Origin of the sequence: Mesorhizobium sp. M1338 (assembly GCF_040318045.1) — a bacterium.
Lineage (GTDB): Bacteria > Pseudomonadota > Alphaproteobacteria > Rhizobiales > Rhizobiaceae > Mesorhizobium.
Genome location: NZ_JAMYLL010000002.1, coordinates 77,594 through 101,144 on the forward strand (window position 1 = coordinate 77,594; position 23,551 = coordinate 101,144).

17 protein-coding genes are annotated in these 23,551 nt (G+C 63.2%); 9 read left to right on the plus strand and 8 right to left on the minus strand.

The features are described from left to right. The first annotated feature begins 118 nt into the window (after positions 1 to 118). Both NKH19_RS02365 and NKH19_RS02370 read left to right on the plus strand, forming a co-directional pair. Entirely contained in the window at positions 119 to 2,488 is a 2,370-nt protein-coding gene (locus NKH19_RS02365) for a trimethylamine N-oxide demethylase (protein WP_352981652.1), read from the plus strand. A gap of 255 nt (positions 2,489 to 2,743) precedes the next feature. Next, a complete protein-coding gene (locus tag NKH19_RS02370) occupies positions 2,744 to 4,453 on the plus strand; it encodes a trimethylamine N-oxide permease (protein ID WP_352981653.1) in 1,710 nt (569 codons plus the stop codon). Positions 4,454 to 4,533: 80 nt separating this feature from the next. Here the strand turns inward: NKH19_RS02370 and NKH19_RS02375 are convergent, their stop codons facing one another. The 4 genes from NKH19_RS02375 to NKH19_RS02390 all read right to left on the minus strand — a co-directional run bounded on the left by NKH19_RS02375 (position 4,534) and on the right by NKH19_RS02390 (position 11,502). Then, entirely contained in the window at positions 4,534 to 7,674 is a 3,141-nt protein-coding gene (locus tag NKH19_RS02375; protein ID WP_352875514.1) for an efflux RND transporter permease subunit, read from the minus strand. Positions 7,675 to 7,867: 193 nt separating this feature from the next. Next, a complete protein-coding gene (locus NKH19_RS02380; protein ID WP_352875516.1) occupies positions 7,868 to 9,016 on the minus strand; it encodes an efflux RND transporter periplasmic adaptor subunit in 1,149 nt (382 codons plus the stop codon). Positions 9,017 to 9,067: 51 nt separating this feature from the next. Beyond that, complete coding sequence (locus NKH19_RS02385) at positions 9,068 to 9,673, minus strand: TetR/AcrR family transcriptional regulator (protein WP_352981654.1); 606 nt, start codon at positions 9,671 to 9,673, stop codon at positions 9,068 to 9,070. A gap of 188 nt (positions 9,674 to 9,861) precedes the next feature. Continuing rightward, positions 9,862 to 11,502, minus strand: a complete 1,641-nt coding sequence (locus tag NKH19_RS02390) for an acyl-CoA synthetase (protein ID WP_352981655.1) — start codon at positions 11,500 to 11,502, stop codon at positions 9,862 to 9,864. Positions 11,503 to 11,692: 190 nt separating this feature from the next. On the opposite strand from NKH19_RS02390, the gene NKH19_RS02395 reads away from it, so the two are divergent. From NKH19_RS02395 to NKH19_RS02410, 4 genes are all read left to right on the plus strand, one after another. Continuing rightward, a complete protein-coding gene (locus NKH19_RS02395) occupies positions 11,693 to 12,658 on the plus strand; it encodes a sugar-binding transcriptional regulator (protein WP_352981656.1) in 966 nt (321 codons plus the stop codon). Positions 12,659 to 12,748: 90 nt separating this feature from the next. After that, positions 12,749 to 14,803 carry a bifunctional aldolase/short-chain dehydrogenase gene (locus NKH19_RS02400; protein ID WP_352981657.1) on the plus strand — a complete coding sequence of 685 codons (2,055 nt, stop codon included), beginning with the start codon at positions 12,749 to 12,751 and terminating at the stop codon, positions 14,801 to 14,803. A gap of 123 nt (positions 14,804 to 14,926) precedes the next feature. Then, on the plus strand, positions 14,927 to 15,187 hold the full coding sequence (locus NKH19_RS02405; RefSeq protein ID WP_502910873.1) for a type II toxin-antitoxin system ParD family antitoxin: 261 nt from the start codon (positions 14,927 to 14,929) through the stop codon (positions 15,185 to 15,187). Next, positions 15,180 to 15,467: a type II toxin-antitoxin system RelE/ParE family toxin gene (locus NKH19_RS02410; protein WP_352867175.1), complete on the plus strand. Its 288-nt coding sequence runs from the start codon at positions 15,180 to 15,182 to the stop codon at positions 15,465 to 15,467. Before NKH19_RS02405 ends, NKH19_RS02410 begins: the two co-directional genes overlap by 8 nt. 70 nt (positions 15,468 to 15,537) lie before the next feature. On the opposite strand, the gene NKH19_RS02415 is transcribed toward NKH19_RS02410, so the two are convergent. The 3 genes from NKH19_RS02415 to NKH19_RS02425 all read right to left on the minus strand — a co-directional run bounded on the left by NKH19_RS02415 (position 15,538) and on the right by NKH19_RS02425 (position 19,228). Then, positions 15,538 to 16,590 carry a substrate-binding domain-containing protein gene (locus NKH19_RS02415; protein WP_352867177.1) on the minus strand — a complete coding sequence of 351 codons (1,053 nt, stop codon included), beginning with the start codon at positions 16,588 to 16,590 and terminating at the stop codon, positions 15,538 to 15,540. 50 nt (positions 16,591 to 16,640) lie between these two features. Further along, complete coding sequence (locus NKH19_RS02420; RefSeq protein WP_352867179.1) at positions 16,641 to 17,636, minus strand: ABC transporter permease; 996 nt, start codon at positions 17,634 to 17,636, stop codon at positions 16,641 to 16,643. 80 nt (positions 17,637 to 17,716) lie between these two features. Further along, positions 17,717 to 19,228 carry a sugar ABC transporter ATP-binding protein gene (locus NKH19_RS02425; RefSeq protein WP_352867181.1) on the minus strand — a complete coding sequence of 504 codons (1,512 nt, stop codon included), beginning with the start codon at positions 19,226 to 19,228 and terminating at the stop codon, positions 17,717 to 17,719. Between the two features lie 135 nt (positions 19,229 to 19,363). Between NKH19_RS02425 and mtnK the strand changes: the two genes are divergently transcribed. Both mtnK and mtnA read left to right on the plus strand, forming a co-directional pair. Then, positions 19,364 to 20,638 carry an S-methyl-5-thioribose kinase gene (mtnK, locus tag NKH19_RS02430; RefSeq protein ID WP_352867183.1) on the plus strand — a complete coding sequence of 425 codons (1,275 nt, stop codon included), beginning with the start codon at positions 19,364 to 19,366 and terminating at the stop codon, positions 20,636 to 20,638. Continuing rightward, complete coding sequence (mtnA, locus tag NKH19_RS02435) at positions 20,635 to 21,729, plus strand: S-methyl-5-thioribose-1-phosphate isomerase (protein ID WP_352867184.1); 1,095 nt, start codon at positions 20,635 to 20,637, stop codon at positions 21,727 to 21,729. The genes mtnK and mtnA overlap by 4 nt, the downstream gene beginning before the upstream one ends. Before the next feature lie 18 nt (positions 21,730 to 21,747). Here the strand turns inward: mtnA and NKH19_RS02440 are convergent, their stop codons facing one another. After that, positions 21,748 to 22,287: an Lrp/AsnC family transcriptional regulator gene (locus NKH19_RS02440; RefSeq protein ID WP_352981658.1), complete on the minus strand. Its 540-nt coding sequence runs from the start codon at positions 22,285 to 22,287 to the stop codon at positions 21,748 to 21,750. A gap of 48 nt (positions 22,288 to 22,335) precedes the next feature. On the opposite strand from NKH19_RS02440, the gene NKH19_RS02445 reads away from it, so the two are divergent. After that, positions 22,336 to 23,511, plus strand: coding sequence for an MFS transporter (locus tag NKH19_RS02445; protein ID WP_352981659.1), 1,176 nt, complete (start codon positions 22,336 to 22,338; stop codon positions 23,509 to 23,511). Positions 23,512 to 23,551 lie beyond the last annotated feature (40 nt).

Below are 23,551 nucleotides of genomic sequence, written 5' to 3' on the forward strand. Positions count from 1 at the left end.
TGAGCCGACTGCGCCCGAAATGCCACCTCCGCCTTGCCAAACGCAACCGCACTGCTATTCTTGCTGCTAAAATAATTTTACACACAGGCAAACTTGTTTCTCGAACCGCAAGGCTGAGATGAGCCAGTCGCCCTACCCCGCAATTGCAGCCGGACCGCCTCGGCCGAGCCTCATCCTGAGGCCCGGCCAGATCGTCCTGCCGCCGGGCATGGAGCGTTATACGATACAGGGCAACGGCGCGGTGCTGATCGACATCGAGGCCGGCGACACAATCAGCGTGCGCAATGTCGAAGGCGGACAGGCCTGCGAGTTGCTGGCCTGGGACAGGACCGGCGCGACCGATGCCGGCATTTTTGGGGAAACATCGAACAGCAATGCAGCCGGCATCAAGGCGCAGCTGGCCGAGGGCGACTATAGTCTCGCATCGCTACGGGGCGGGCTCGCGCGCCGGCAGGTGCAGCTTGATCAGGCGAAGGCCGTGCGCGTATTCGGCGGCACCACGCCAGCCGGCACCGAGCAGGGTTTCACGGTCATACGCGACGGCGCGATGGTCATCGCCGCTCCCGGCGGGCCGATGCTGGTCGACGGCCACGACACGGCAACGCCACTTACCATCATCGTCCGGCGCGCCACCATCCGCCCAGTGGCGAAATCGCAATTGGCCGACCCGCTCACCGACCCGGTGCTCGACCTGCGTGTCCACTCGGCGACGGCGGAATCCTACTTCGTCAAGGCCGGCGACTATCTGCAGATCATCGATGTCGACGGGCGCCAGTGCACCGACTTCCAGTGCTTCTCGGCCCGCAAGCTGGACAAGGGCTTCGACCATCCACTCGATGTGACGACGACCCGCACGCTGATGGGTGCAAGTTATCCGATGCCCGGCCTGTATTCGAAATATTACGACCAGGACATGGAGCCGCTGGTCGAAGTGGTGCAGGATACATGCGGCCGGCACGATGCGTTCGCGCTCGCTTGCGCGGCGAAATATTACGACGACATCGGCTATCCCGGCCACATCAACTGCTCGGAGAATTTCAACCGCGCGCTGGCCGACAAAGGCGTCAATCCTCGTGCCGGCTGGATGGCGATCAACTTCTTCTTCAACACCGCGATCGACGCGCATGGTGTCATGGTGTCCGACGAGCCGTGGTCGCGGCCCGGCGACTATGTGCTGCTGCGCGCGCTCACCGACATTGTCTGCGTTTCCTCCGCCTGCCCCGACGACACGACGCCGGCCAATGGCTGGAACCCGACCGACATCCATGTGCGCACCTATTCCGGCCAGCACAAATTCTCGCGAGCGATCGCCAGACGCATGACGCCTGATTCGGAACCGAAAATGACCCGCGAGACATCCTTTCATTCGAGCTTTGCCAAGCACACCCGCAACTTCATCGAGTACAGGGGCTACTGGCTGGCCAATTCCTTCGCCAAGGACGGACCGATCGCCGAATACTGGGCCTGCCGGCAGGACGCGGTGATCATGGACCTGTCGCCGCTGCGCAAGTTCGAGGTCACCGGCCCGGATTCGGAAGCGCTGCTGCAGTACACGCTGACCCGCGACGTGAAAAAGCTCGGTGTCGGCCAAGTGGTCTATTCGGCCATGTGCTACGAGCATGGCGGCATGATCGACGACGGCACGCTGCTGCGCCTCGGCAAGGATAATTTCCGCTGGGTCGGCGGCGACGATCTGTCCGGCGAATGGCTGCGCGAAACAGCGGCGAAACTCGGCCTCAAGGTGCTGGTGCGCTCGTCGACCGACCAGATGCACAATGTCGCCGTGCAAGGGCCGAAGAGCCGCGACATCCTCCGAGAAGTCATCTGGACCTCGCCGCTGCAGCCGTCGATCGACGAGCTCGAATGGTTCCGCTTTGCGGTGGCGCGAATCGGTGGCGGCAACGGCATTCCGGTCGTCGTCTCCCGCACCGGCTATACCGGCGAACTCGGCTACGAGATCTGGTGCCATCCGCGCGACGCCGAAAAAGTGTTCGACGCCATCTGGGAGGCCGGCCGGCCGCACGGACTGAAGCCGATGGGGCTGCAGGCACTCGACATGGTGCGGATCGAGGCCGGGCTGATCTTCGCCGGTTACGAATTCTCCGACCAGACCGACCCGTTCGAGGCCGGCATCGGCTTCACCGTCCCGCTGAAGACCAAGACCGACGATTTCATCGGCCGCGAGGCGCTGATCCGCCGCAAGGAGCACCCGCGGACGAAGCTGGTCGGCCTCGATATCGATGCCAATGTCGCCGTCGGCCATGGCGACTGCGTGCATGTCGGCCGCGCCCAGATCGGCGTGGTCACGTCAGCCATGCGCTCGCCGGTGCTGAACAAGAACATCGCGCTGGCCAGGCTCGATGTCACCCATGCCGCCGTCGGTACCGAGGTCGAGATCGGCAAGCTCGACGGCCATGCCAAGCGGCTGCCGGCGCGCGTCGTCGCCTTCGCGCATTACGATCCGCAAAAGACCAAGCCGCGTTCCTGACCGCCGCCTTCGCGATGGTTTGGCCGGCTGACCGGCGATGTCGCCGGCCGTGTGAGTCCGTGCGCTCACAAGCGTGATGTGCACGACTTCACAAAACGCTTGACCTGAAAGCGCGCCGGATCAATCTTCACTGTTAAGAAAAAAATGCGACTGAGTGGAAACACCGGCAGTCGCTCAATGCACGCGTCGATGATGAAGCCTCGCAAAGTCGCGGCCGTCACGAACGGGGAACATCAAAAAGGGGAACAAAGACACATGAGCACGATTACGACTGCCCTGGAGCCGCTTGCGGAAGGCAAGCTGCATCGGAACATAGATTGGCGCGGCGCCTTCTGGGTGGCGAGTGGCGTCCCTGCCCTCGTCCTGTTCTCGATCGGCGGCATCGCCGGCACGACCGGCACGCTGGCCTTCGCGATCTGGATCGCCTCCATGATCATGGGCTTCCTGCAATCCTTCACCTATGCCGAGATCGCCGGCCTGTTCCCGAACAAATCCGGCGGCGCCTCGATCTACGGAGCCACGGCCTGGCTGCGCTATTCCAAATTCATCGCGCCGCTGTCGGTCTGGTGCAACTGGTTCGCCTGGTCGCCGGTGCTGTCGCTCGGCTGCTCGATCGCCGCCGCCTATATCCTCAACGCGCTGGCGCCGGTGCCGCTGTTCACCGAAACCTCGCCCGATGTCGTCGCCTATATCGCCGCGCATGCCGGAACGAGCGCCGCCGACGCCATCACGGCGGCGACCGCCGCCGCGACGCCGGCGATCCGCAGCTGGACGCTTTACAGCCACACGCTGGGACCGGTCTCGTTCACGTTCAACGCGACCTTCTTCATCGGCGCGGTGCTGATGCTGATCATCTTCGCCATCCAGCATCGCGGCATCCTCGGCACGGCCAACGTGCAGAAATATATCGGCCTGCTGGTGATCATCCCGATGCTGATCGTCGGCATCGTGCCGATCATCACCGGCCAGATCAACTGGGCGAATTTTTCGCCATTTGTGCCGCTGGCTGCTGCCTACGCGCCCGAGCCCGGCTCGTGGAACATTGCCGGCTGGACGCTGGTGCTCGGCGGCATGTTCATCGCCGCGTGGTCGACCTACGGATTCGAGACCGCCGTCTGCTACACTTCGGAGTTCAAGAACCCGGGCACCGACACGTTCAAGGCCATCTTCTATTCCGGTCTGCTCTGCATGCTGCTGTTCATCCTGGTGCCGTTCACCTTCCAGGGCGTGCTTGGCTTGAACGGTATGCTGGCCACCCCGATCGTCGATGGCTCGGGCGTTGCCGACGCTCTGGCCGGCATGGTCGGCGGCGGCGCGCTCATCCACAGCCTCTTGGTGATGCTGATGATCCTGGCGCTGGTGCTGTGCATCATGACCGCCATGGCCGGCTCTTCGCGCACGCTCTACCAAGGCTCGGTCGACGGCTGGCTGCCGCGCTATCTGAGCCACGTCAACGAGCACGGCGCACCGACCCGCGCCATGTGGACCGATCTCGTCTTCAACCTGATCGTGCTGGCCATCGCCTCGGCCGACGCGACGAGCTTCTTCTTCATCCTCGCCGTGTCGAACTGCGGCTACATCATCTTCAACTTCCTCAACCTCAACGCCGGCTGGATCCACCGCATCGACAACGGCCATATCGCGCGGCCTTGGAAGGCGCCGAGCTGGCTGCTCGGGATCGGGGCGATCTTCGCCTATGTCAACGCCATCTTCATGGGCGCCGGCGCCAAGGTGTGGAACCCGATGGCACTGTGGGCCGGACTGATCACAGCGGCGCTGATCATCCCGGTGTTCTGCTTCCGCCACTACGTCCAGGACAAGGGCAAGTTCCCCGACCACATGCTGGCCGACCTCGGCATGACGGGAGCCGACCTCTCGGTCAAAAAGGCAGGCATGCTACCCTATCTGACGCTGGTCGCCGGCGTGGTGGTGATGCTGCTCGCCAACTGGTTCTTCGTCATCTGACGACTTCCGGAAAAGTCGGCAGCGGAAAGCCGTAACAGGATGGACAATCGGCCGGTCGAAACTCGACCGGCCGATATCGTTTATTCAGCCGCCAGGGCCAGTTGAGGCCTTTCGGCTTCTTCGCTGGGTGCCAAATCGTCTTCCTTCTCGGCAACCCTCTTGGGCTCGCGGCCGAAGAACAGGGCATAGCCCGCCGGCAGGACCAGGATGGTCAGCACGGTGGCAACGAGGATGCCGCCCATCATGGCGTAGGCGAGCGGCCCCCAGAACACGCCGCGCGAGATCGGGATCAGTGCCAGCACCGCCGTCATCGCCGTCAGCACGATCGGCCTGAAGCGGCGCACGGCCGAGCCGATGATCGCTTCGGAGCGATCCATGCCTCTCGCAATGTCCTGGTCGATCTGGTCGACCAGGATGATCGAGTTGCGCATGATGATGCCAAGCAGAGCGATGACGCCGAGGATGGCGACGAAGCCGAACGGCGCGCCGCTGATCAAAAGGGCCGCCGCAGCACCGATGATGCCGAGAGGACCGGTCGCCAGAACCAGCATCGCCTTGCCGAAATGCTGCAGCTGGATCATCAACAGCACGACGATGACGGCCAGCATGATCGGCGCCTTGGCGGCGATCGAAGCCTGGCTTTCCGCCGAATCCTCCGCACCGCCCTGAATCTCGATCTTGTAGCCGGGCGCCAGCCCGTCACGCAGGCCCTGCATGTCCTTGTACATCTTGGTGATGACGTCGTTGGACTGCACGCCATCCGGCAGCGTCGCCCGCACGCTGATGGTCGGCAAGCGGTCGCGGCGCCATTCGATGCCTTGCTCCAGCACCGGCACAACCTTGGCTACCTGCGATAGCGGCACGAAGCCGCCGAAATCGGTCGGAATATAGACGGAGTCGACCGAGGACAGCAGGCTGCGGCTGGCATCCGGCTCGCGGGCGACGATCGACACCGTCTCCTCGCCGTCGCGGAAGTCGTCGAGCGGCACGCCGGACATGGCCGCCTGCAGCATCTGGCGGATGCGCTGCGAGGTGACGCCGAGCGCACGGGCGCGATCCTGGTCGATGACCAGCTTCATTGCCGGCACCGGTTCGAGCCAGTCGTCATGGACTGCGCCAAGCAGCGGATCCTCGCGGAACTTCGCCTTCACCTGGTCGGCGATGCGGCGCACCTCCTGGCGATCCGGTCCCATGACGCGCATCTGCACCGGCCAGCCGGTCGGCGGCCCAAGGAACAGGCGGTCTACCTTGGCGCGGATCGACGGGAAATCTTGCGCCAGGACGGTGCGCAATTTGACGATCAACCGTTCGCGGGCCGGTTCGTCATTGGCCATGACGAGCAGCTGGGCGAAGTTCGGATTGCGCAATTGCTGGTCGAGCGGCAGGAAGAAGCGCGGCGCACCCTCGCCGATATAGGTTGCGATGAAGCGCTTGTCCTTGTCGTCCATCATCTTGGCTTCGAGCGCCTTGGCCTGTGCCTCGACCTCCTTGATGCTGGTGCCTTCCGGCAGCCAGAGATCGACGAGGATTTCCGGCCGCGAAGACTGCGGAAAGAAGTTCTGCGGGATGAACTGGAACGCCCACAGGCTGGTGCCGAAGGTCACCAGCGTCATCGTCAGGACGATGATGCGATGGCGCACCGCCCAGCCGACGGTTCCGCGCAGCCGGCGATAGAAGCGCGTGTCGAAGGCATCGTGGTGGCTGCCGGCATGCTTGCGCTGCTTCAGGATCATGTTGCCTAGCCACGGCGTGAAATACACCGCGACGAACCAGGAGACGACCAGCGCGATGCCGACGACATAGAACAGGGTGCGGACATATTCGCCGGCCGTCGACGCGGCGAAGCCGACCGGGATGAAGCCGGCCGTGGTGATCAGCGTGCCGGTCAGCATCGGGAAGGCGGTCGAGGAATAGGCGAAACTTGCCGCCTCGATCTTGACCAGCCCCTCTTCCAGCTTGCGCTCCATCATTTCGACGACGATCATGGCGTCGTCGACGAGCAGGCCGAGCGCGATGATCAGCGCGCCGAGCGAGATGCGCTGCAGGTCGATGCCGAGTTCGTACATGATGGCGAAGGTGGCGGCGAGCACCAGCGGGATGGTGATGGCGATGATGAGGCCCGAGCGCCAGCCGATCGACAGGAACGAGACGACGAGCACGATCAGCAGCGCTTCGCCGAGCGCATGCATGAACTCGGCCACCGCGTCCGTGACGACGCCCGGCTGATCGGAAATCTGGTCGACCGAAACACCATAGGGCAGCGCCTCCTCGAAGCGCTTGTAGGTGGCCTCGACGTCCTTGCCGACATCGGTGACCTTAAAGCCCTTGGCCATGACGACGCCAAGCTGCACGCTGTCATGACCGTTGAAGCGGTATTTGCGCTGGAACGGATCTTCCAGCCCCGAGGTCACCGTGGCGATGTCGCCCAGCCTTGTGACCTGACCGCCGGCGCGCAGGCGCAGGTTCCTGATGTCCTCGACCTTGCCGACATCGCCTTCGACGGAGATGCGGACCGAATTGGTGCCGGTTTCGACGGAGCCGGCCGGGTCGACATTGTTCTGTCCCTTGATCGCGTTCTGCAGATCGGTCAGGGTCAGACCACGTTCGGCGAGCGCCTTGGACGAGACGTCGATGTAGAGTTTTTCCGGCTGGTCGCCGATGATGACGGCTTTCTCGACGCCGGGCGTCGTCAAAAGCATGTCGCGTGCCTGGATGGCAAACTTCTTCAACTCGGGGTAGCTGAAGCCATCGCCGCTGATCGAATGCAGCGTGATGAAGGTGTCGCCGAACTCGTCGTTGAAATAGGGGCCGAGCAGACCCTGCGGCAGGTCGCCTGATATATCGCCGACCTTCTTGCGCACCTGATAAAAGGCGTCGGTCACTTCCGCCGTGTTGGTGTCGCCCTTGATCTGCACCGTGATGATGGCACTTCCCGCGCGGGTGAAGGAGCGCACGAAGTCGAGATGCGGCGTCTCCTGCAGCTTGCGCTCGATCTTGTTGACGACCTGGTCTTCCATCTCCTTGATCGAGGAGCCCGGCCAGATCGCCTGGACCACCATGACCCGGAAGGTGAAATCGGGATCTTCCTTCTGGCCCATGCGCATCAGGCCGAGCGCGCCGGAAATGATGATCAAGCCGAACAGGAACCGCGCAATGGACGGATGGCCGATTGCCCAGCGCGACAGGTTGAAAGGCCGCTTTTCTTCCGTGGAATTGGTCATGGATGCAGATCCATCTGTTCAACAATCGAGTTCGGATCGGCTTCCGGGCGGCAAGGCTCTCCGAGCGGAGAAACACTCATCGCGGTGGGACGCGAGCATCGATGTGGGGGTTACATCAATCGAGCGTCTCAGGTCGGGCGCTTGCCGCCCGGAAACCAGCGGCTGCGGGAACGCGCAGCCGGTTGTCTGTCGTTCAGCGCACCTGCTTGGCGTCGCCGTCGTCACCCGCCGCGGAGGCCGATTGCAGCACCGTATCGCCGGCGAGTTTCACCTTGAGGTTCTCGGTCATGAACTGTGTGCCGGCGGCGACCACGATGTCGCCAGGCTTCAAACCCTCCGCGACACGCACACCATCGGCGGCGAACTTGGCTATCTTGACCGGACGGGCATGAACGGTGTCGGCGTCCCGATCGACGGTCCAGACGATCGACTGGCTGTCTTTCTCAGCCAGTGCGCTCAGCGGGATCGAAACGAGTTGCCGCTCATTGGCCGCCGACGCTTCGATGCTGGCGGTCATGCCGAGAAGCACACGCGGATCCTTGGGCAGGCTGACGCGGACGGCAAAGGTGCGCGACTGCGGATCGGCGCTGCCGGCGACTTCACGGACCTTGCCGTCCAGCGCCAGCGCGTCGTCGGACCAGAAGCCCGCCTTGACGATCTTGCCTGGCTTGAATTCGGCGATCTCCATCTCAGGGACAGCGATCAGCACTTCCTTTTCGCCGTCAACGGCGACGGTGACCACCGGCGATCCGGAGCCGACCACCTGGCCGACATCGGCGCTGACCGCGGTAACGATGCCATCCCTGTCGGCCTTGAGGTCGGTATAGCCAACCTGGTTCCTGGCCTGGGCAAGCGTCGAGCGAGCGGAATCGCGAGTGGCGACGGCTTGGTCGTAGGCCAGGGTCGCCTGCTCCAGCTGCGATTTCGGCGCGAATTTCTTGTCGAACAGCTGTTCGGCGCGCTTGCGGGCAAGCTCTGATGTCTCGACCTGCCGATCGGCGGCATCAAGGGCTGCCTGCGCGCTCTTGACCGATAGGTCGTAATCGATGGGATCGATGCGGGCGAGGACATCGCCCGAGGCCACGTGCTGGCCGATGTCGACGAGGCGCTCTGTGATCTTGCCGTTGACCCGGAAAGCCAGCGCACTTTCGGTGCGAGCCCGCACCGAGCCGGAATAGGAGAGCGTGCGGGTATCATGCGCCTGGGCGATCTCGACGACCTTGACCGGCCGGATGATGTCCTTGACTTCGGCTTTTTCTTGGCTGCAGCCGGCGAGCCCGAGGGCCGCGACCATCAGGCCGGCAACTGGTAGTTTGCGGAGGATGGAACTGGACAAAGACATCTTGTTACTCCCGACTGGAGATGAACGGTCGACACCGGCCTTCGGTGGTTATTATTTCAGAGCCCTGATCGCATAGTCGATCAGGTCGTCGGGCATCGCCCGGTTGGTCTTGGCAAGGCATTGCGCCACCATCTGCGGATGGCACAGGATGACGGTCGTGGCGCCGAAACACCGCGACGCGATCACCGGATCCTGCTCCCTGAACTCACCGGCCTCGATGCCGTCGCGGATCACTTCCGCAAACAGGTCGTGAATGCTGTCGACATGCTTGTCGATGACGGCCCAGTCCCGTTCGAGTGCGACGACGACCATCTCGTGGACCTTCTGCTCGTCGAGCATGACCTCCATGGTCATCTTGTATTGGGCGTGCACGTAGCGCCGAAGGCGCTCCTCGGCGCTGATCGGCAGGTGGGCACTCTCGTAGGCCATCTTGTAGCTCGCGCCGAGCATCCGGCCGCAGACTGCCTGGTGGATTTCCACCTTGGAGGCGAAGAAGCGGTAGATGTTGGCCGGCGACATGCCGAGTTCGCGGGCGATGTCGGCGACATTGGTCTTGCCGTAGCCATAGTGGCGGAACAGGCGCTCGGCGCAATCGAGAATGCGCGTCACATTTTCCTGTCGGGCGGCGTCGGCGACGATGGTGGCGGCTTCGGACATGATCCTCTATCGATTTACGAGTGACGAATTTCAATTTTCATCACTCGTAAATCGAAATGGGCGGCCTGTCAATGCGATTTCAACGTACTTGTACGATTGGTGACAGATGGTGACATTCGATAGACGTCACGAAGGCACCCGAGGATGCGGACTGCTGAAAATATTTTCCGCGAGAGGCCGTCGGCGTTTCAGGCGACCTTTGCCATTTCGCGCAGCCGGAACTTCTGGATCTTGCCGGTCGAGGTCTTCGGGATTTCGGCGAAGATCACCGCCTTCGGCACCTTGAAGCGGGCAAGCAGCGCGCGGCAATGCTCGATGATTTCGGCTTCGGTCGCGGCCCTGCCGGGTTTCAGCTCGACATAGGCGACCGGCACCTCGCCCCATTTGTCATCGGGCCTGGCGACAACACCGCAAGAGGCAACGGCAGGGTGTTTGTAGAGCGCATCCTCGACCTCGATCGAGGAGATATTCTCGCCGCCCGAGATGATGATGTCCTTGGAGCGATCCTTGAGCTGGATGTAGCCATCGGGATGCATGACGCCGAGATCGCCGGAATGGAACCAGCCGCCGGCAAAGGCTTCGTCGCTGGCCTTGCGGTTCTTCAGGTAGCCCTTCATGACGATGTTGCCGCGGAACATAACCTCGCCGATGGTCTCGCCGTCCGCCGGGGTCGTCCGCATCGTCTCGGGATCCATGATGGTCAGGCCTTCGAGTGCCGCGTAGCGTACGCCCTGCCGTGCCTTTTTGGCACTGCGCTCGCCCTTTTCGAGATCGTCCCAGGCGCCGTGCCATTCGTTGACGACCGCCGGGCCATAGGTCTCGGTCAGGCCGTAGAGGTGGGTGACGGCAAAGCCGGCATCGGCCATCCCCGACAGCACGGCTTCCGGCGGTGGTGCGGCGGCCGTGTTGAAGGTGACCGTCTGCGGGAATTCCCGCTTGTCCTCGTCCTTCGCATTGATCAGCACCGACATGACCACGGGCGCGCCGCATAGATGGGTGACGCCGTGATCGGCAATCGCATCGTAGATCGGCTTCGGCCGCACCCAGCGCAGGCAGACATGGGTGCCGGCCTGGACGGCGAGCGTCCAGGGAAAGCACCAGCCATTGCAGTGGAACATCGGCAGCGTCCATAAATAGACCGCATGCTTGGCCATGCCTGCATGGATGGTGTTGGTGTAGGCCATGAGGGCAGCGCCGCGATGGTGGTACACCACGCCCTTCGGATTGCCTGTCGTTCCGGAGGTGTAGTTGAGCGAGATGGCGTCCCATTCGTCGTCGGGCATCGACCAGGCGAAATCCGCGTCGCCGCCGGCGACAAAGGCCTCATAGTCGAGCGAGCCGATCAGGTCGCCTTTCGGATAGGGCGCGTCGGCGGCGTAGTCGGGATCGTCATAATCGATGACCAGCGGCTTGACCTTGGCCAGTTCCAGGGCCTGCTTGACGACGCTGGAGAACTCGCGGTCGACGATCAGCAACTTGGTCTCGGCATGATCGAGCTGGAAGGCGATGACCGCGGCATCGAGGCGTGTGTTGAGCGAATGCAGCACCGCCTTGGTCATCGGCACGCCGAAATGCGCCTCCAGCATCGGCGGCGTGTTGGACAGCATGACCGTGACCGTGTCGCTCTTGCCGATGCCGCGCTTCTGAAGCGCCGAGGCGAGCTTCAGCGACCGCCGCCAGAAATTGCGATAGTCGATGCGCTGGCGGCCATGGATGATGGCGATATGGTCGGGATAGGTCCTGGCCGCGCGCTCCAGATAGGTGAGCGGCGTCAGCGGCTGATGGTTGGCCGCGTTCTTGTCGAGATCCTGTTCGTAAGGATTGCCCATCACATGCTCCCCGCGCTTTTCTCTAGGACCTTCTAATCTCAGGCTCGGGCCGCGTCACCATCAACGATGCCCCGTTGGAGCGCATTTGGCGCAATGATGATCCAGATTCGCAGGGCGGAAGGGCATTGCATACCCTTGCCGAGTTTGACTTTTGTCGAGAGCCATGAATAATGTCAGCCGAGGAGACGGCATGGCGATCCGACCGGCAGAACAGCTCATCCATAAGGCCGCCTGGCTCTACTACGCCCATGGCCTGCGGCAGGACCAGGTGGCGAGCCAGCTTAACATTTCCCGCGCTTCGGTCGCCATGTATCTGCGCAAGGCGCGCGAGACCGGCATCGTCAACATCTCGACCTCGACCCAACTTTTCACCGACGATGTGCTGGCGCGCAAGCTCGAGGATGCGCTGGGCCTCGACGCCGTCTGGATCGCGCCGGAAAACGCCCATATCGCCGACCCGTCGACGGAAATCGCCGTGCTGGCGGCAAGCGTCTTTCTCGAACTGGTCAAGAAGGGCGACCGCATCGGCGTCGCCTGGGGCCGCACCGTCTACATGATCGCCGACATCATGTCCTATGCCGACCTGCAGGCTGTCACGGTGGTGCAACTCTGCGGCAATCTCGGTGCGCCCTATTCCTATCGGCCCGACCAATGCACGATGGAGATCGCGCGGCGGCTCAACGCCAAGGGCCTCAATTTCTACGCGCCGCTGGTGCTGTCGACGGAAGAGCTGGCACGCGCGCTGCGGGCCGAACCGGTGATCCGCGAACAATTGTCGGGCGTCGGTGAATGCGATCTGGCGCTGTACTCGGTCGGCGCGGTCGACGCCGACAGCCACCTGGTCAAATGCGGCGCGCTGACACCAAGTGAAATGGCGGAGCTGCGCGGCCGAGGCGCCGCCGGCGTCATTGCCGGGCAGATCATCGACGCCGACGGCAAGGTGCTCGACTGCAGCTACAACCGACGTGTGATATCAGCCGAGCTTGCCTCGCTACGCGCCATCGCCAGGCGGCTAATGGTGGTGCAGGAGGACAGCAAGTTCGAACCGCTGCTCGCGGCGATCACGGGCGGCCTTTGCACGCATCTGGTGGTCGGCGCGCGCATGGCGCAGCGGCTCTTGGATCACGCGGCCGCCGCGACAGAAAAGGCCTCCTAGGAAACACCATCTCCGCCGCCGGCGCATTGTCATCAAAGCGTCGCGGCATTCCTGTTTCACCATCAAAGACAGCAACCGGACGAAGCGAACATGAAGAACCTGTGGAATGACGAAGCCGCCGAAAAGCTCGTTGCCGACTATGCAAAGAAGGGTGTCGGCCGCGACCTGGCCTTGCGCGTCTACACGACCCGGCTGCTGGGCGGCGAACCAAGGCTGGTCCTGCATGGCGGCGGCAACACCTCCTGCAAGACGACGGCCACCGATCTTGTCGGCGACAAGTGGGACGTGCTGTGCGTCAAGGGCAGCGGCTGGGACATGGGGGTCATCGAACCGCAGGGCCTGCCGGCGGTCAAGCTCAAGCCGCTGCTCAAGGCGCGCGCGCTGAACAGATTGGCCGACGAGGACATGGTTGCCCTGCAACGCGTGAACCTGATCGATCCGTCATCGCCCAACCCTTCGGTCGAGACGCTGCTGCATGCCTTCCTTCCGCACAAATTCGTCGACCACACGCACTCGACCGCCATCTTGGCCATCGTCGACCAGGAAGACTCGAAGCCGCTGGTGAAGACGGTGTTCGGCAGCAAGATGGGCTATGTGCCCTACATCATGCCCGGCTTCGACCTCGCCAAGGCGGCGGCCGACATCTTCGACGCCGACCCCACGGTCGAGGGCCTGATCCTCGACAAGCACGGCATCTTCACCTTCGGCGACGATGCCAAACAAGCCTACGACCGGATGATCCATTATGTGAACGTCGCCGAGGACTTCATTGCCGCAAGCGGCAAGCCCAAGGCAGCAAAGGCAGCCTTGCCGGCAAGGCTCGCGACACCGGCGTCCATCGCGCCGACGCTTCGCGGCGCCGTCGCCGTGGCACGCGGCGAAGGCCGCTTCGACCGCATGATCAGCGACTTCCGCACTTCGGACGCAATCGTCGATTTCATCAATTCGGCCGAGATTGCCGACTATGCCGGACGCGGCGTGTCGACGCCCGATCTGTCGATCCGCATCAAGACCGGACCGATGGCGCTGCCGGCGCCCGATGCCGACAAGGCCGACGACTACAAGGCCGTGATCAAGGACCACGTCGAAGCCTTCGCCAAGGATTACCGCGCCTATTTCGAAACCAATGACGCGCTCGACGACGTCAAGCGCACCATGCTCGACCAGATGCCACGGCTGACGCTGGTGCCGGGCCTCGGCATGTTCGGCCATGGCCGCACGCTGAAGGACGCGAAGATCGCATCCGATGTCGGCGAAATGTGGATCGAGGCGGTGCGCGGCGCCGAGGCGGTCGGCCGGTTCCATCCGCTCTCCAAGGCCGATCTGTTCCCGCTGGAATACTGGTCGCTGGAACAGGCCAAGCTCGCCTCCAACAAGCCGAAGCCGCTGACCGGCCAGGTGGTGCTGATTACCGGCGGCGCCGGCGCGATCGGTGCGGCGACAGCAAAACTGTTCGCCGACAATGGCGCCCATGCCGTCGTCGTCGATCTCGACGCCGAAAAGGCCACCGAGGCCGCCAAGAAAGCCGGCAACAATTCGATCGGCGTCGCCGCCGACATCACCGATCCGGCACAGGTGCGCGCCGCCTTCGACAGAGCGGTCGCCGTGTTCGGCGGTGTCGACATCCTGGTGTCAAATGCCGGTGCCGCTTGGGAAGGCCGCATCGGCGAGCTCGACGACGCGCTTTTGCGCAAAAGTTTCGAACTCAACTTCTTCGCCCATCAGTCGGTGGCGCAGAATGCCGTGCGCATCATGCTCGAACAGGGCACAGGCGGCGTGCTTCTGTTCAACACCTCCAAGCAGGCGGTCAATCCGGGGCCGAAGTTCGGCGCCTATGGCGTGCCGAAAGCGGCGACGCTGTTCCTGTCCAGGCAATACGCGCTAGACTATGGCGCGCACGGCATCCGCTCCAACGCCGTCAATGCCGACCGCATCCGCTCAGGGCTTTTGACCGACGCCATGATCGCCAGCCGTTCGGGCGCGCGCGGCGTGTCGGAGAAGGACTACATGTCCGGCAATCTGCTCGGCCAGGAAGTGACGGCGCAGGACGTGGCGCAGGCGTTCCTGCATCACGCGCTGGCCGATCGCACCACCGCCGATGTGACGACGGTCGACGGCGGTAATATCGCGGCGGCACTGCGGTAGGGAAGCCTTGCCTTGATCACCCTGCTGCCTCGAGGCAGCGGGGCAAGGCGCGAGCGTAAAACCCTAACAACAATTGTTAGTTCTTGTTAGGTGTGGTACAGGTTGGGCATGAAAACCGAACCGATGCGTACCCTTACCATATCCCTCACCCCTCAGCAGGTTGCTCGCCTGCAAAGCGCCGTCGAAGGCGGAGGTTATGCCTCCAACAGCGAGATTGTTCGTGACGCCCTTCGTCTGTGGGAGCAGCGCGAAGAATTGCGAGCCTTGGAACTTGAACATTTGAAACGGGCCTATGCCGACGGCATGGCCAGCGGCAGGCCGGTGGAAGTCGAACCCGCTGAGTTTATACGCGGCCTGAAGGCAGAACGCCGCGCTCGTGGCTAGATATCGGCTCACACCACGCGCCTCGCAGGATTTGCGAGATATCTGGCACACCATAGCAATCGACAATGAAAAAGCGGCGGACAAGCTGCTTATGCGCATTTTCGACAAGCTGGAACTGGCGGCTCAACATTCCAAGATGGGCACCGCCCGGCCCGAATTGAGCGCAACTGCCCGTGTGCTCATAGAAGGCCGTTATGTCGTCATTTACGAACCGCAATCGGATGGCGTCCTGGTCGTGGCGATTGTCCACGGGATGCGCGATCCGGAACACTGGCTGTAACCCGGAGCGGCTGAGCATTCACATGGAAAGAGCGGCGCAACCGCCGCCCTTTCTTTGTCAAAGGTCCAAATTACTTCGCGTTCGGGTTCGGCATCCAGGCCGGCATCGCGACATCGGCATGGGCGAACTGCGGCAGCTTGGCCGACAGGTCTTCCATGTTCTTGATGTCCTTGTCGATGAGGTCCTTCTGCGTGATCAGCGTCGGCGGCACGACGACGTTGTGGCCGGGGTCTTCACCGGCCAGCAACTGTGCCAGCGCACGCACCGAGACCTGGCCAACGACGGCCGGGTTGGTGGCGGCCGTGGCAGCCCAGGCGCTGTCGGGCTCGCGCATCGCTGATATATCCGACGTCGAAATGTCCGCCGAATAGATCTTGATGCCCTTGTTCAAGCCCGCTTCGTCGACAGCGATCTTCACGCCCTTGGCGAATTCGTCATAGGGCGCGAACATCACCTTGATGTCGGAGTGAGCCGACAGCACCGAGCGCGCCTGGTTGGCGACCGAATTGGCGATCGGGTTGTCGAGCGTGCCGAACATCGCGACTTCGTCGATGCCGGCATACTTCTTCTTGACGTCGACCCAGGTCTCGTTGCGACGGTCGAGCGGCGCGATGCCGGCGACATAGACATAGCCGGCCTTCCAGCTCTCGCCATTGTCCTTGACGGCCTGTTCGAGGGCGAGGCGCGCCAAGTCGCGGTCGGACTGTTCGACCTGCGGGATCTTGGGGTTTTCGACGTTGACGTCGAAAGCCACCACCTTGATGCCTGCGTCGACCGCACGCTGCGCGGCGTCCTTCATCGATTCCGTCAGACCGTGCTGGATGATGATGCCCTGCACGCCGAGCGCGATGGCCTGATCGACCATATCGGATTGAAGGGCAGCATCCTGGCGGCTGTCGAGCACGCGCAGGTCGATGCCGAGCGCCTTCGACTGTGCTTCGACGCCCGAGAGATAGGCCTGGAAGAAGTCGCCGGTCGAGAGGTAGCGGACCAGCGCGATCTTGACGCCGGGCTTGTCGAAAGGCGCCGGCTTGTCCGCGGCCAGCGCCGGGAATTGCATCAGCATGGTCGCGCCGGCCAATCCGAGCGCCACCTTCCCCAGAAGTCTTCTTGTAATGCTCACTTTGTTTTCCTCCACTCTTGTTGAACCCAAAATCCTGTTCCGGTCGAAAGCTACCTCCTGCCCTTGCCCGAAAGCGCAAAGGTGAAGACAAGGGCGACGACCAGAACCACGCCCTTGACGAAATCCTGCGTGTAGTAAGGCGCGTTCATCATGGTCAGGCCTTGCAGCAAGATGCCGACGAACAGCGCGCCGATGGCAGTGCCGAAGGCGTTCGGCTTGGCGGCGCCAAGCACCGCGTAGCCGATCAGCGCCGCGGCAACCGCATCGAGCAGCAGATTATTACCCGAGGCGATGTCGCCGCGTCCAAGCCGGGCGGCGAGCAAAATGCCGCCGATCGAGGCAAAAACTCCTGAAATAACGTAGGCCCAGATCTTGTATGCCTTGACAGGCGCACCGGCGAGTTCAGCGGCGCGCTCGTTGCTGCCGACGGCGTACATCATGCGGCCGAAGCGGGTGTATTCGAGGAAGAACCAGATCAGCACGGCGAGCACGAGCAGCACCACGACCGACACCGGAATGAGATTGGGGATGAAGAAATCGAAGCGGTGGCGGCCAAGCGCCAGGAAGGCGTCAGAGAATTTGCCGTTGGCGACCGAACCGTCCGGCATGGTCATGCCGGTTGCGATCGAGCGGCCTTCGGTCGGGATGCGCTGCAGGCCGACGAGCAGGAACATCATGCCGAGCGTCGCCAGGAGATCGGGCACGCGCATGTAGACGATCAACCAGCCGTTGATCAGGCCGACAATGGCGCCGATCAGCAGGCAGACGACGACCGCGACAAAAGCGTTCTGCTCCAGCACCACCATCACATAGGCCGCCGCCATCATGGCTGATGTGGCGACCGAGCCGATCGACAGGTCGAAGCCGCCGACGACGAGCGTCGCGGTGACGCCGAGCGCCAACACGCCGGTGATGGCAACCGACTGGAAGATGAAGACGGCACTTTGCGGCGAGACGAAACCGTCGGCGGCGATCGCGAAATAGGCGACGAGCCCGAACAAGAGCACGATGAAGCCGTAGCGGATGGCGTGGTCGCGCAACGTCATTCAGCGCTCCCGCGCGCTGCTGCCGTCTTTACCCAACTCGAACCCATGGTCTCTCCGTTCCAATTCATATTACGCGCTCTTCAGGCGGCGCTGTGCAGCGGTCCGCCGGCGACCTCGGCCAGCAGGCGATCGAGATCAACGTCGGCATTGCGGTGCTCGCCGACGATGGTGTGCTCCGACATCACCAGGATGCGGTCGGCGGTCTCCAGCGCCTCGTCGAGTTCGGTGACGAACAGCAGCGTGGCGCGGCCGTTTGCACTGGCCCTGAGCTTGGCGGCAATGTCGCGCCGGGCGGAAATGTCGACGCCCTGAAACGGCTCGTCCAGAATGAACAGTCTGGCATCCTGGGCCATCCAGCGGGCGACCATCACCTTCTGCTGGTTGCCGCCGGACAGCTCCGACATTTCGTCCTTCTCGGAGCGGCAGACGATGCCCAGTTCCTGGATTTGCCGGCGCGCGGTAGCGCGTTCCAGACGGCGCCTGAAAACAGCGAAACGTGACATGCGCTTGTGAAACGGCAGGCTGATATTTTCCTGGATGTTGAAGCCGCCGACGATGCCGTTCTCGCCGCGGTCCTTGGCGACGAGGAACACGCCTGCGGCGATCGCCTCGCCGGCCGATCGCGGCGCATAAGGCTTGCCGTTCATCATCATGGTGCCGGCGAGCGGCTCGCGCACGCCAAACAGTGTCTCGGCGAGCGCCGTCTTGCCAACGCCGACGAGGCCGGTGATCGCAACGACCTCGCCGTCGCCGAGCGTCAGCGAGATCGGCTTGGCACCCTGCGCGATGCGCAGGCCCTCGATGTTCAGGATTGCCTTGGCCGAATTCCTGACAACGATCTGGTCGAGATGGATCTTACGGCCGAGCATGGCGTTGACCGCGCCTTCATAATCGAGCGGCTTCTTGTCGAAGATGCCTGAGATGATCCCGTCGCGCATGGATATGATGCGGTCGGCAAGCCGCCTGATATCCGACATGCGATGCGAGATGTAGAGGATCGCCACGCCTTGCTCGCGCAGCCTGTCGATCAGCGCAAATAGCCGATCGGCCTCGGTGCTCGAGAGCGATGAGGTCGGCTCGTCGAGGATCAGCACTTTCGGCTGGTGCGCCAGCGCGCGGGCAATCGCGACCATCTGGCGATCGGCCAGCGAAAGATCGCTCACCCGCGCCTTTAAATCGATGGCCAGCCCCATGCGGTCGGCGACCGCCTTGGCTTCCCGACGCACGCGGACCGGATTGAACAGGGTCGGCGCGCCTTTGCCGCTCAGCCTGTCGAGGGTCAAATTGGTGGCGACGTCGAGATCGGCGACGACACCGTCGTTGATGTTCTGGTGAACGGTGACGACGCCGGCGCGGATCGCCTCAGCCGGGGTTTTCGGTGCAAAATCCTGGTCGGCGAGCGCCATCGTGCCGCCGCCGCGCTCGTAGACGCCGCTGATGATCTTGACGAGGGTGGACTTGCCGGCGCCGTTGGCGCCCATCAGGACGGTCGCTTCGCCCGCATGCAATTCGAGCGAGACGCCGCCAAGCACCTCGTTATGGCCAAAGGATTTCCTCAGTCCCTCTACGCGGAACACGGCATTGCCGACCATGCGTTCCTCCCTGACATGACGCTATGGGCTACATCGGCAATTGTCAACACGATTGACAATTGCCAGATCGCTTCCTAGCTTGGCCCGGCCGCCATGCCTCAATTATATTCGGAGGGCATATGCGGGAGGATCACGATGACTGAAGAATTGCCGTTCGAAGCGCTGTCGGTGGAGACCTTGGCGGCCCGCCTTCGCACAAACGATGCGCTGTGCGCGAAGATCGGCAAGGACACGACACGCTGGAAGGTCCGCGAAGTCGGTGACGGCAATCTCAACCTGGTGTTCATCGTCGAAGGCGCCAGCGGTGCCGCGGTGGTCAAGCAGGCCCTGCCCTATGTCCGCCTGGTCGGCGACAGCTGGCCGCTGCCGCTGAAGCGCTCCTTCTTCGAATATCATGCGCTGACAAGGCAAGAAGCACGCGCGCCCGGATCGGTGCCGGCCATCCATCATTTCGATGAAGGCCAGGCGCTGATCATCATGGAATATCTTGCGCCGCCGCACGTCATCCTGCGGCGGGCGCTGATCGAAGGCCGGCAGCTGCCGAACATTGCCCGAGATATCGGCCTGTTCATGGCTCGCACGCTGTTTCGCGGCTCCGACCTGCACATGGCGGCCAAGGACCGCAAGGCGGACCTGGCGCTGTTCGCCGACAATGTCGAACTCTGCGATATCACCGAGAACCTGGTGTTTTCCGACCCCTATTTCGACGCCAAGATGAACCGGCATACCTCGCCGCAGCTCGACGGCCTCGTCGCAGAACTGCGCGCTGACCGCGACCTCAAGGTCGAGGCGCAGCGGCTGAAGCACATCTTCGCCGCCAATGCCGAAACGCTGCTGCATGGCGACCTGCATTCCGGCTCGATCATGGTCACCGATACAGAAACCCGGATGATCGATCCGGAATTCGCCTTCTACGGTCCGATGGCCTTCGATGTCGGCATGCTGCTCGCCAATTTCTGGATGTCATTCTTCTCGCAGCGCGGCCACGAGCAGGAGGGCAAGCGCGATGCCATGCGCGCCTATCTGCTCGAGGTGACAGTCGAGACCTGGTCGGTGTTCCGCGCCGAGTTCTCGCATCTGTGGCGCACCGAGCGCACCGGTATGCTCTACCAGAAGAGCCTGTTCGAGGATCGGGGCGACAGGCTCGGTGCCGAGCAGGCGCTCGACCATGTACTGCACCAGATCTGGACCGACCTGCTCGGCTTTGCCGGCATCGAGGTGCACCGGCGTATCCTCGGCCTCGCCCACAATGCCGATTTCGAGACCATTGCCGATGAGGATCTGCGCGCCATTTGTGAAGCAAAGGCGCTGAAATTCGGCCGCCACATCGCCGTCAACCGACGCCAGATTCACAGCATCGACGAGGTCAACCAACTGGCCGCGCTGATCGAACAGGAGAGCAGCATTTGAACGTCGGCGACCGCCACTATCGCACCATCTGGTTGAGCGACGACGGGCGTTCGGTGGAGATCATCGACCAGCGCTGGCTGCCGCATGATTTCCGCATCGAGACGATCGGCACGGTTGCCGGCATCGCCACCGCCATCCGCGACATGTGGGTGCGCGGCGCGCCGTTGATCGGCGTAACCGCAGCCTATGGTGTCGCCATGCAGATGGCGGCGGACCCATCCGATGCTGCGCTGGATGCCGCGTGGGAGACGTTGCACGAGACGCGTCCGACAGCGATCAATCTGCGCTGGGCGCTGGACGAGATGCGGCGCTTCCTCAAGCCGCTGCCAACGGAACAACGCGCCGAAGCCGCCTATCGCCGCGCCAAAGAAATCGCCGACGAAGATGTCGGGCTCAACCGCGCGATCGGCGAGAACGGTCTCGCCATCATCAAAGCGATCGCGGCGCGCAAGCAGCAGGGCGAGCCGGTCAACATCCTGACCCATTGCAATGCCGGCTGGCTGGCCACCGTCGACTACGGCACCGCCACCGCGCCGATCTACCTGGCCACGGAGGCCGGCATTCCGGTCCACGTCTATGTCGATGAAACACGGCCACGCAACCAGGGCGCCCAGCTGACCGCCTGGGAGATGGCCGGCCACGGCGTGCCGCACACGCTGATCGTCGACAATGCCGGCGGCCATCTGATGCAGCGCGGCGAGATCGACATGGTCATCGTCGGCACCGACCGCACCACCGCCGACGGCGATGTCTGCAACAAGATCGGCACCTATCTCAAGGCACTCGCCGCCGCCGACAATGATGTGCCGTTCTATGTCGCGCTGCCGTCGCCGACCATCGACTGGACGGTGCATGACGGTCTGGCCGAAATCCCGATCGAGCAGCGCTCGGCCGACGAAGTGTCGCTGGTCTGGGGCAAGACCGCTGCCGGCGAGATCGCTCAGGTCCGCATTTCGCCGGAGACGACGCCGGCGGCGAACCCGGCTTTCGACGTGACGCCGGCGCGGCTGGTGACCGGGCTGATTACCGAACGCGGCGTCGCCAAGGCGTCGCGCGAGGGCCTGAAGGCGATGTTTCCTGAGCGCGGGTAAGAGCCGACCGTCGAACCCCTAGTAGAGCGGCTTGGCCATATGCCTTGGCGTTGGCCACTCAGTGGTGGTGCCGGGCTGCACCGGCCGCTCGAGATAGGTCGACAGCACCACATAACTGCGTGTCGAGGTGACGCCAGGCGTTTCGTAAAGGCGCGACAGCAATCCTTCGAGCGCCCTGGTGTCCTCGGTGCGAACCTTGAGCAGCATGCAGCTGTCGCCGGCAACCGAATGGATCTCCTCGACTTCCGGATACTGTGAAACCGCCATCAGTTCCGGGGTCTTTCCCCAGCCCTTGGTGTCGATATGGACAAAGGCAAGCAAAGGCTTTTTCACCGCCCTGGGATCGATGATTGCCGCGGTGTTGCGGATGGCGCCGCTGCGCCGAAGGCGTTTGACCCGCTCATGCGCTGCCGGTGGCGACAAGCCCACGCGGTCGCCCAGTTCGGCGTAGCTGATCGTGGCGTCATCGACCAGGACGCCTAATATTCTTCGGTCGATCGCGTCGAGGTCGCGGACCGCTGCCTTGTTCCGCGGAATACCATCTGTTTCTTCATCCATAGCGAATTTCCCAATTGCAGCTGAATAAAATACGGCGATTATGACAATATGTCGAACGCGGATCAAGTTGCATCACTGGCGCCAAGCGTCCGAGCGCCTATCCCGGCGCTTGCTTACCTGCTGACCGGATGCATCGCCGTCATCGGCTCGAACTCGCTTGTGCTGGGCCCGATAGCCCCAGCCGTGGCCGCGTCGTTCGGTACCAGCGTGCCGGCCGTGATGATCGCGGCGGCCGCGTTCGGCCTCGGCACCTCCGCAAGCGCCCTGTTCCTTGCCCGCTACATCGACCGGCTCGGCGCACGCCGGATGCTGCAGGGCGCACTGTTGCTGTTGGCACTGGCGCTTGTCGCAAGTGCCGTGGCGCCAACAGTGATGATGCTGGTCGCGGCACAGTTGCTTGCCGGCATCGCTGCCGGTATCGCCATGCCGGCGATCTATGCCAGCGCCGCCGCCATCGCACCGCCGGGCAGAGAGAGCGGCACGATCGGCGTCGTGTTGACCGGATGGACGCTCAGCATGGTGGCCGGCGTCTCGCTGTCGGCCGTGCTTGCCGATCTGGTGCATTGGCGTGCCGTTTTCGCCGCAGTCGCGTTGCTGGCAATGCTTGCATGGGCGGGGCTTACAATGACGTCGCTCAGCGACATCAGGAAGGCCGGGCCGGCGCCCGCCCCGCTGGAAGCGCTCGGCATTCCCGGCATCGTGCCGCTTCTGATCGCTTGCGCCGCCTTCATGACCGCCTTCTACGGTGTCTATGGCTATCTCGGCGACCATCTTCATGTCGGGCTGGGAGAGCCGGTCAGCGCCAATGGCCTGGCGGCACTTGCCTATGGCATAGGCTTCGGCACGGCTGCTCTCCTCGATGGTGTCATCGACCGGCTGGGCGCGCGGCGCGTCATGCCATTCGCCTATCTTCTGGTCGCCGTCGTCTATGTCGCCATGGCCGCGACGAGCGACAGTTTCGGGCTAACCTTGACCATGGTGGCGGTCTGGGGACTGGCCAATCATTTCGGATTGAATGTCCTGGTGACGCGCCTGTCGGCGCTCGATCCGTCGCGGCGCGGCACGATCATGGGTTTGAACAGCGCGGTGACCTACCTAGCGGTCTTCGTCGGCACCACCAGCTTCGGGCCCCTTTATTCCAACTTCGGCTTTGCTATCTGCGCGATGGTCGCGGCACTGCTCATGCTGATCGCTGCATCGGCGGCGGCGTGGCGCACGAGGTAGTCGAACGGGCTTGGCCCAACCTTCTCACGGTTGACAGCAG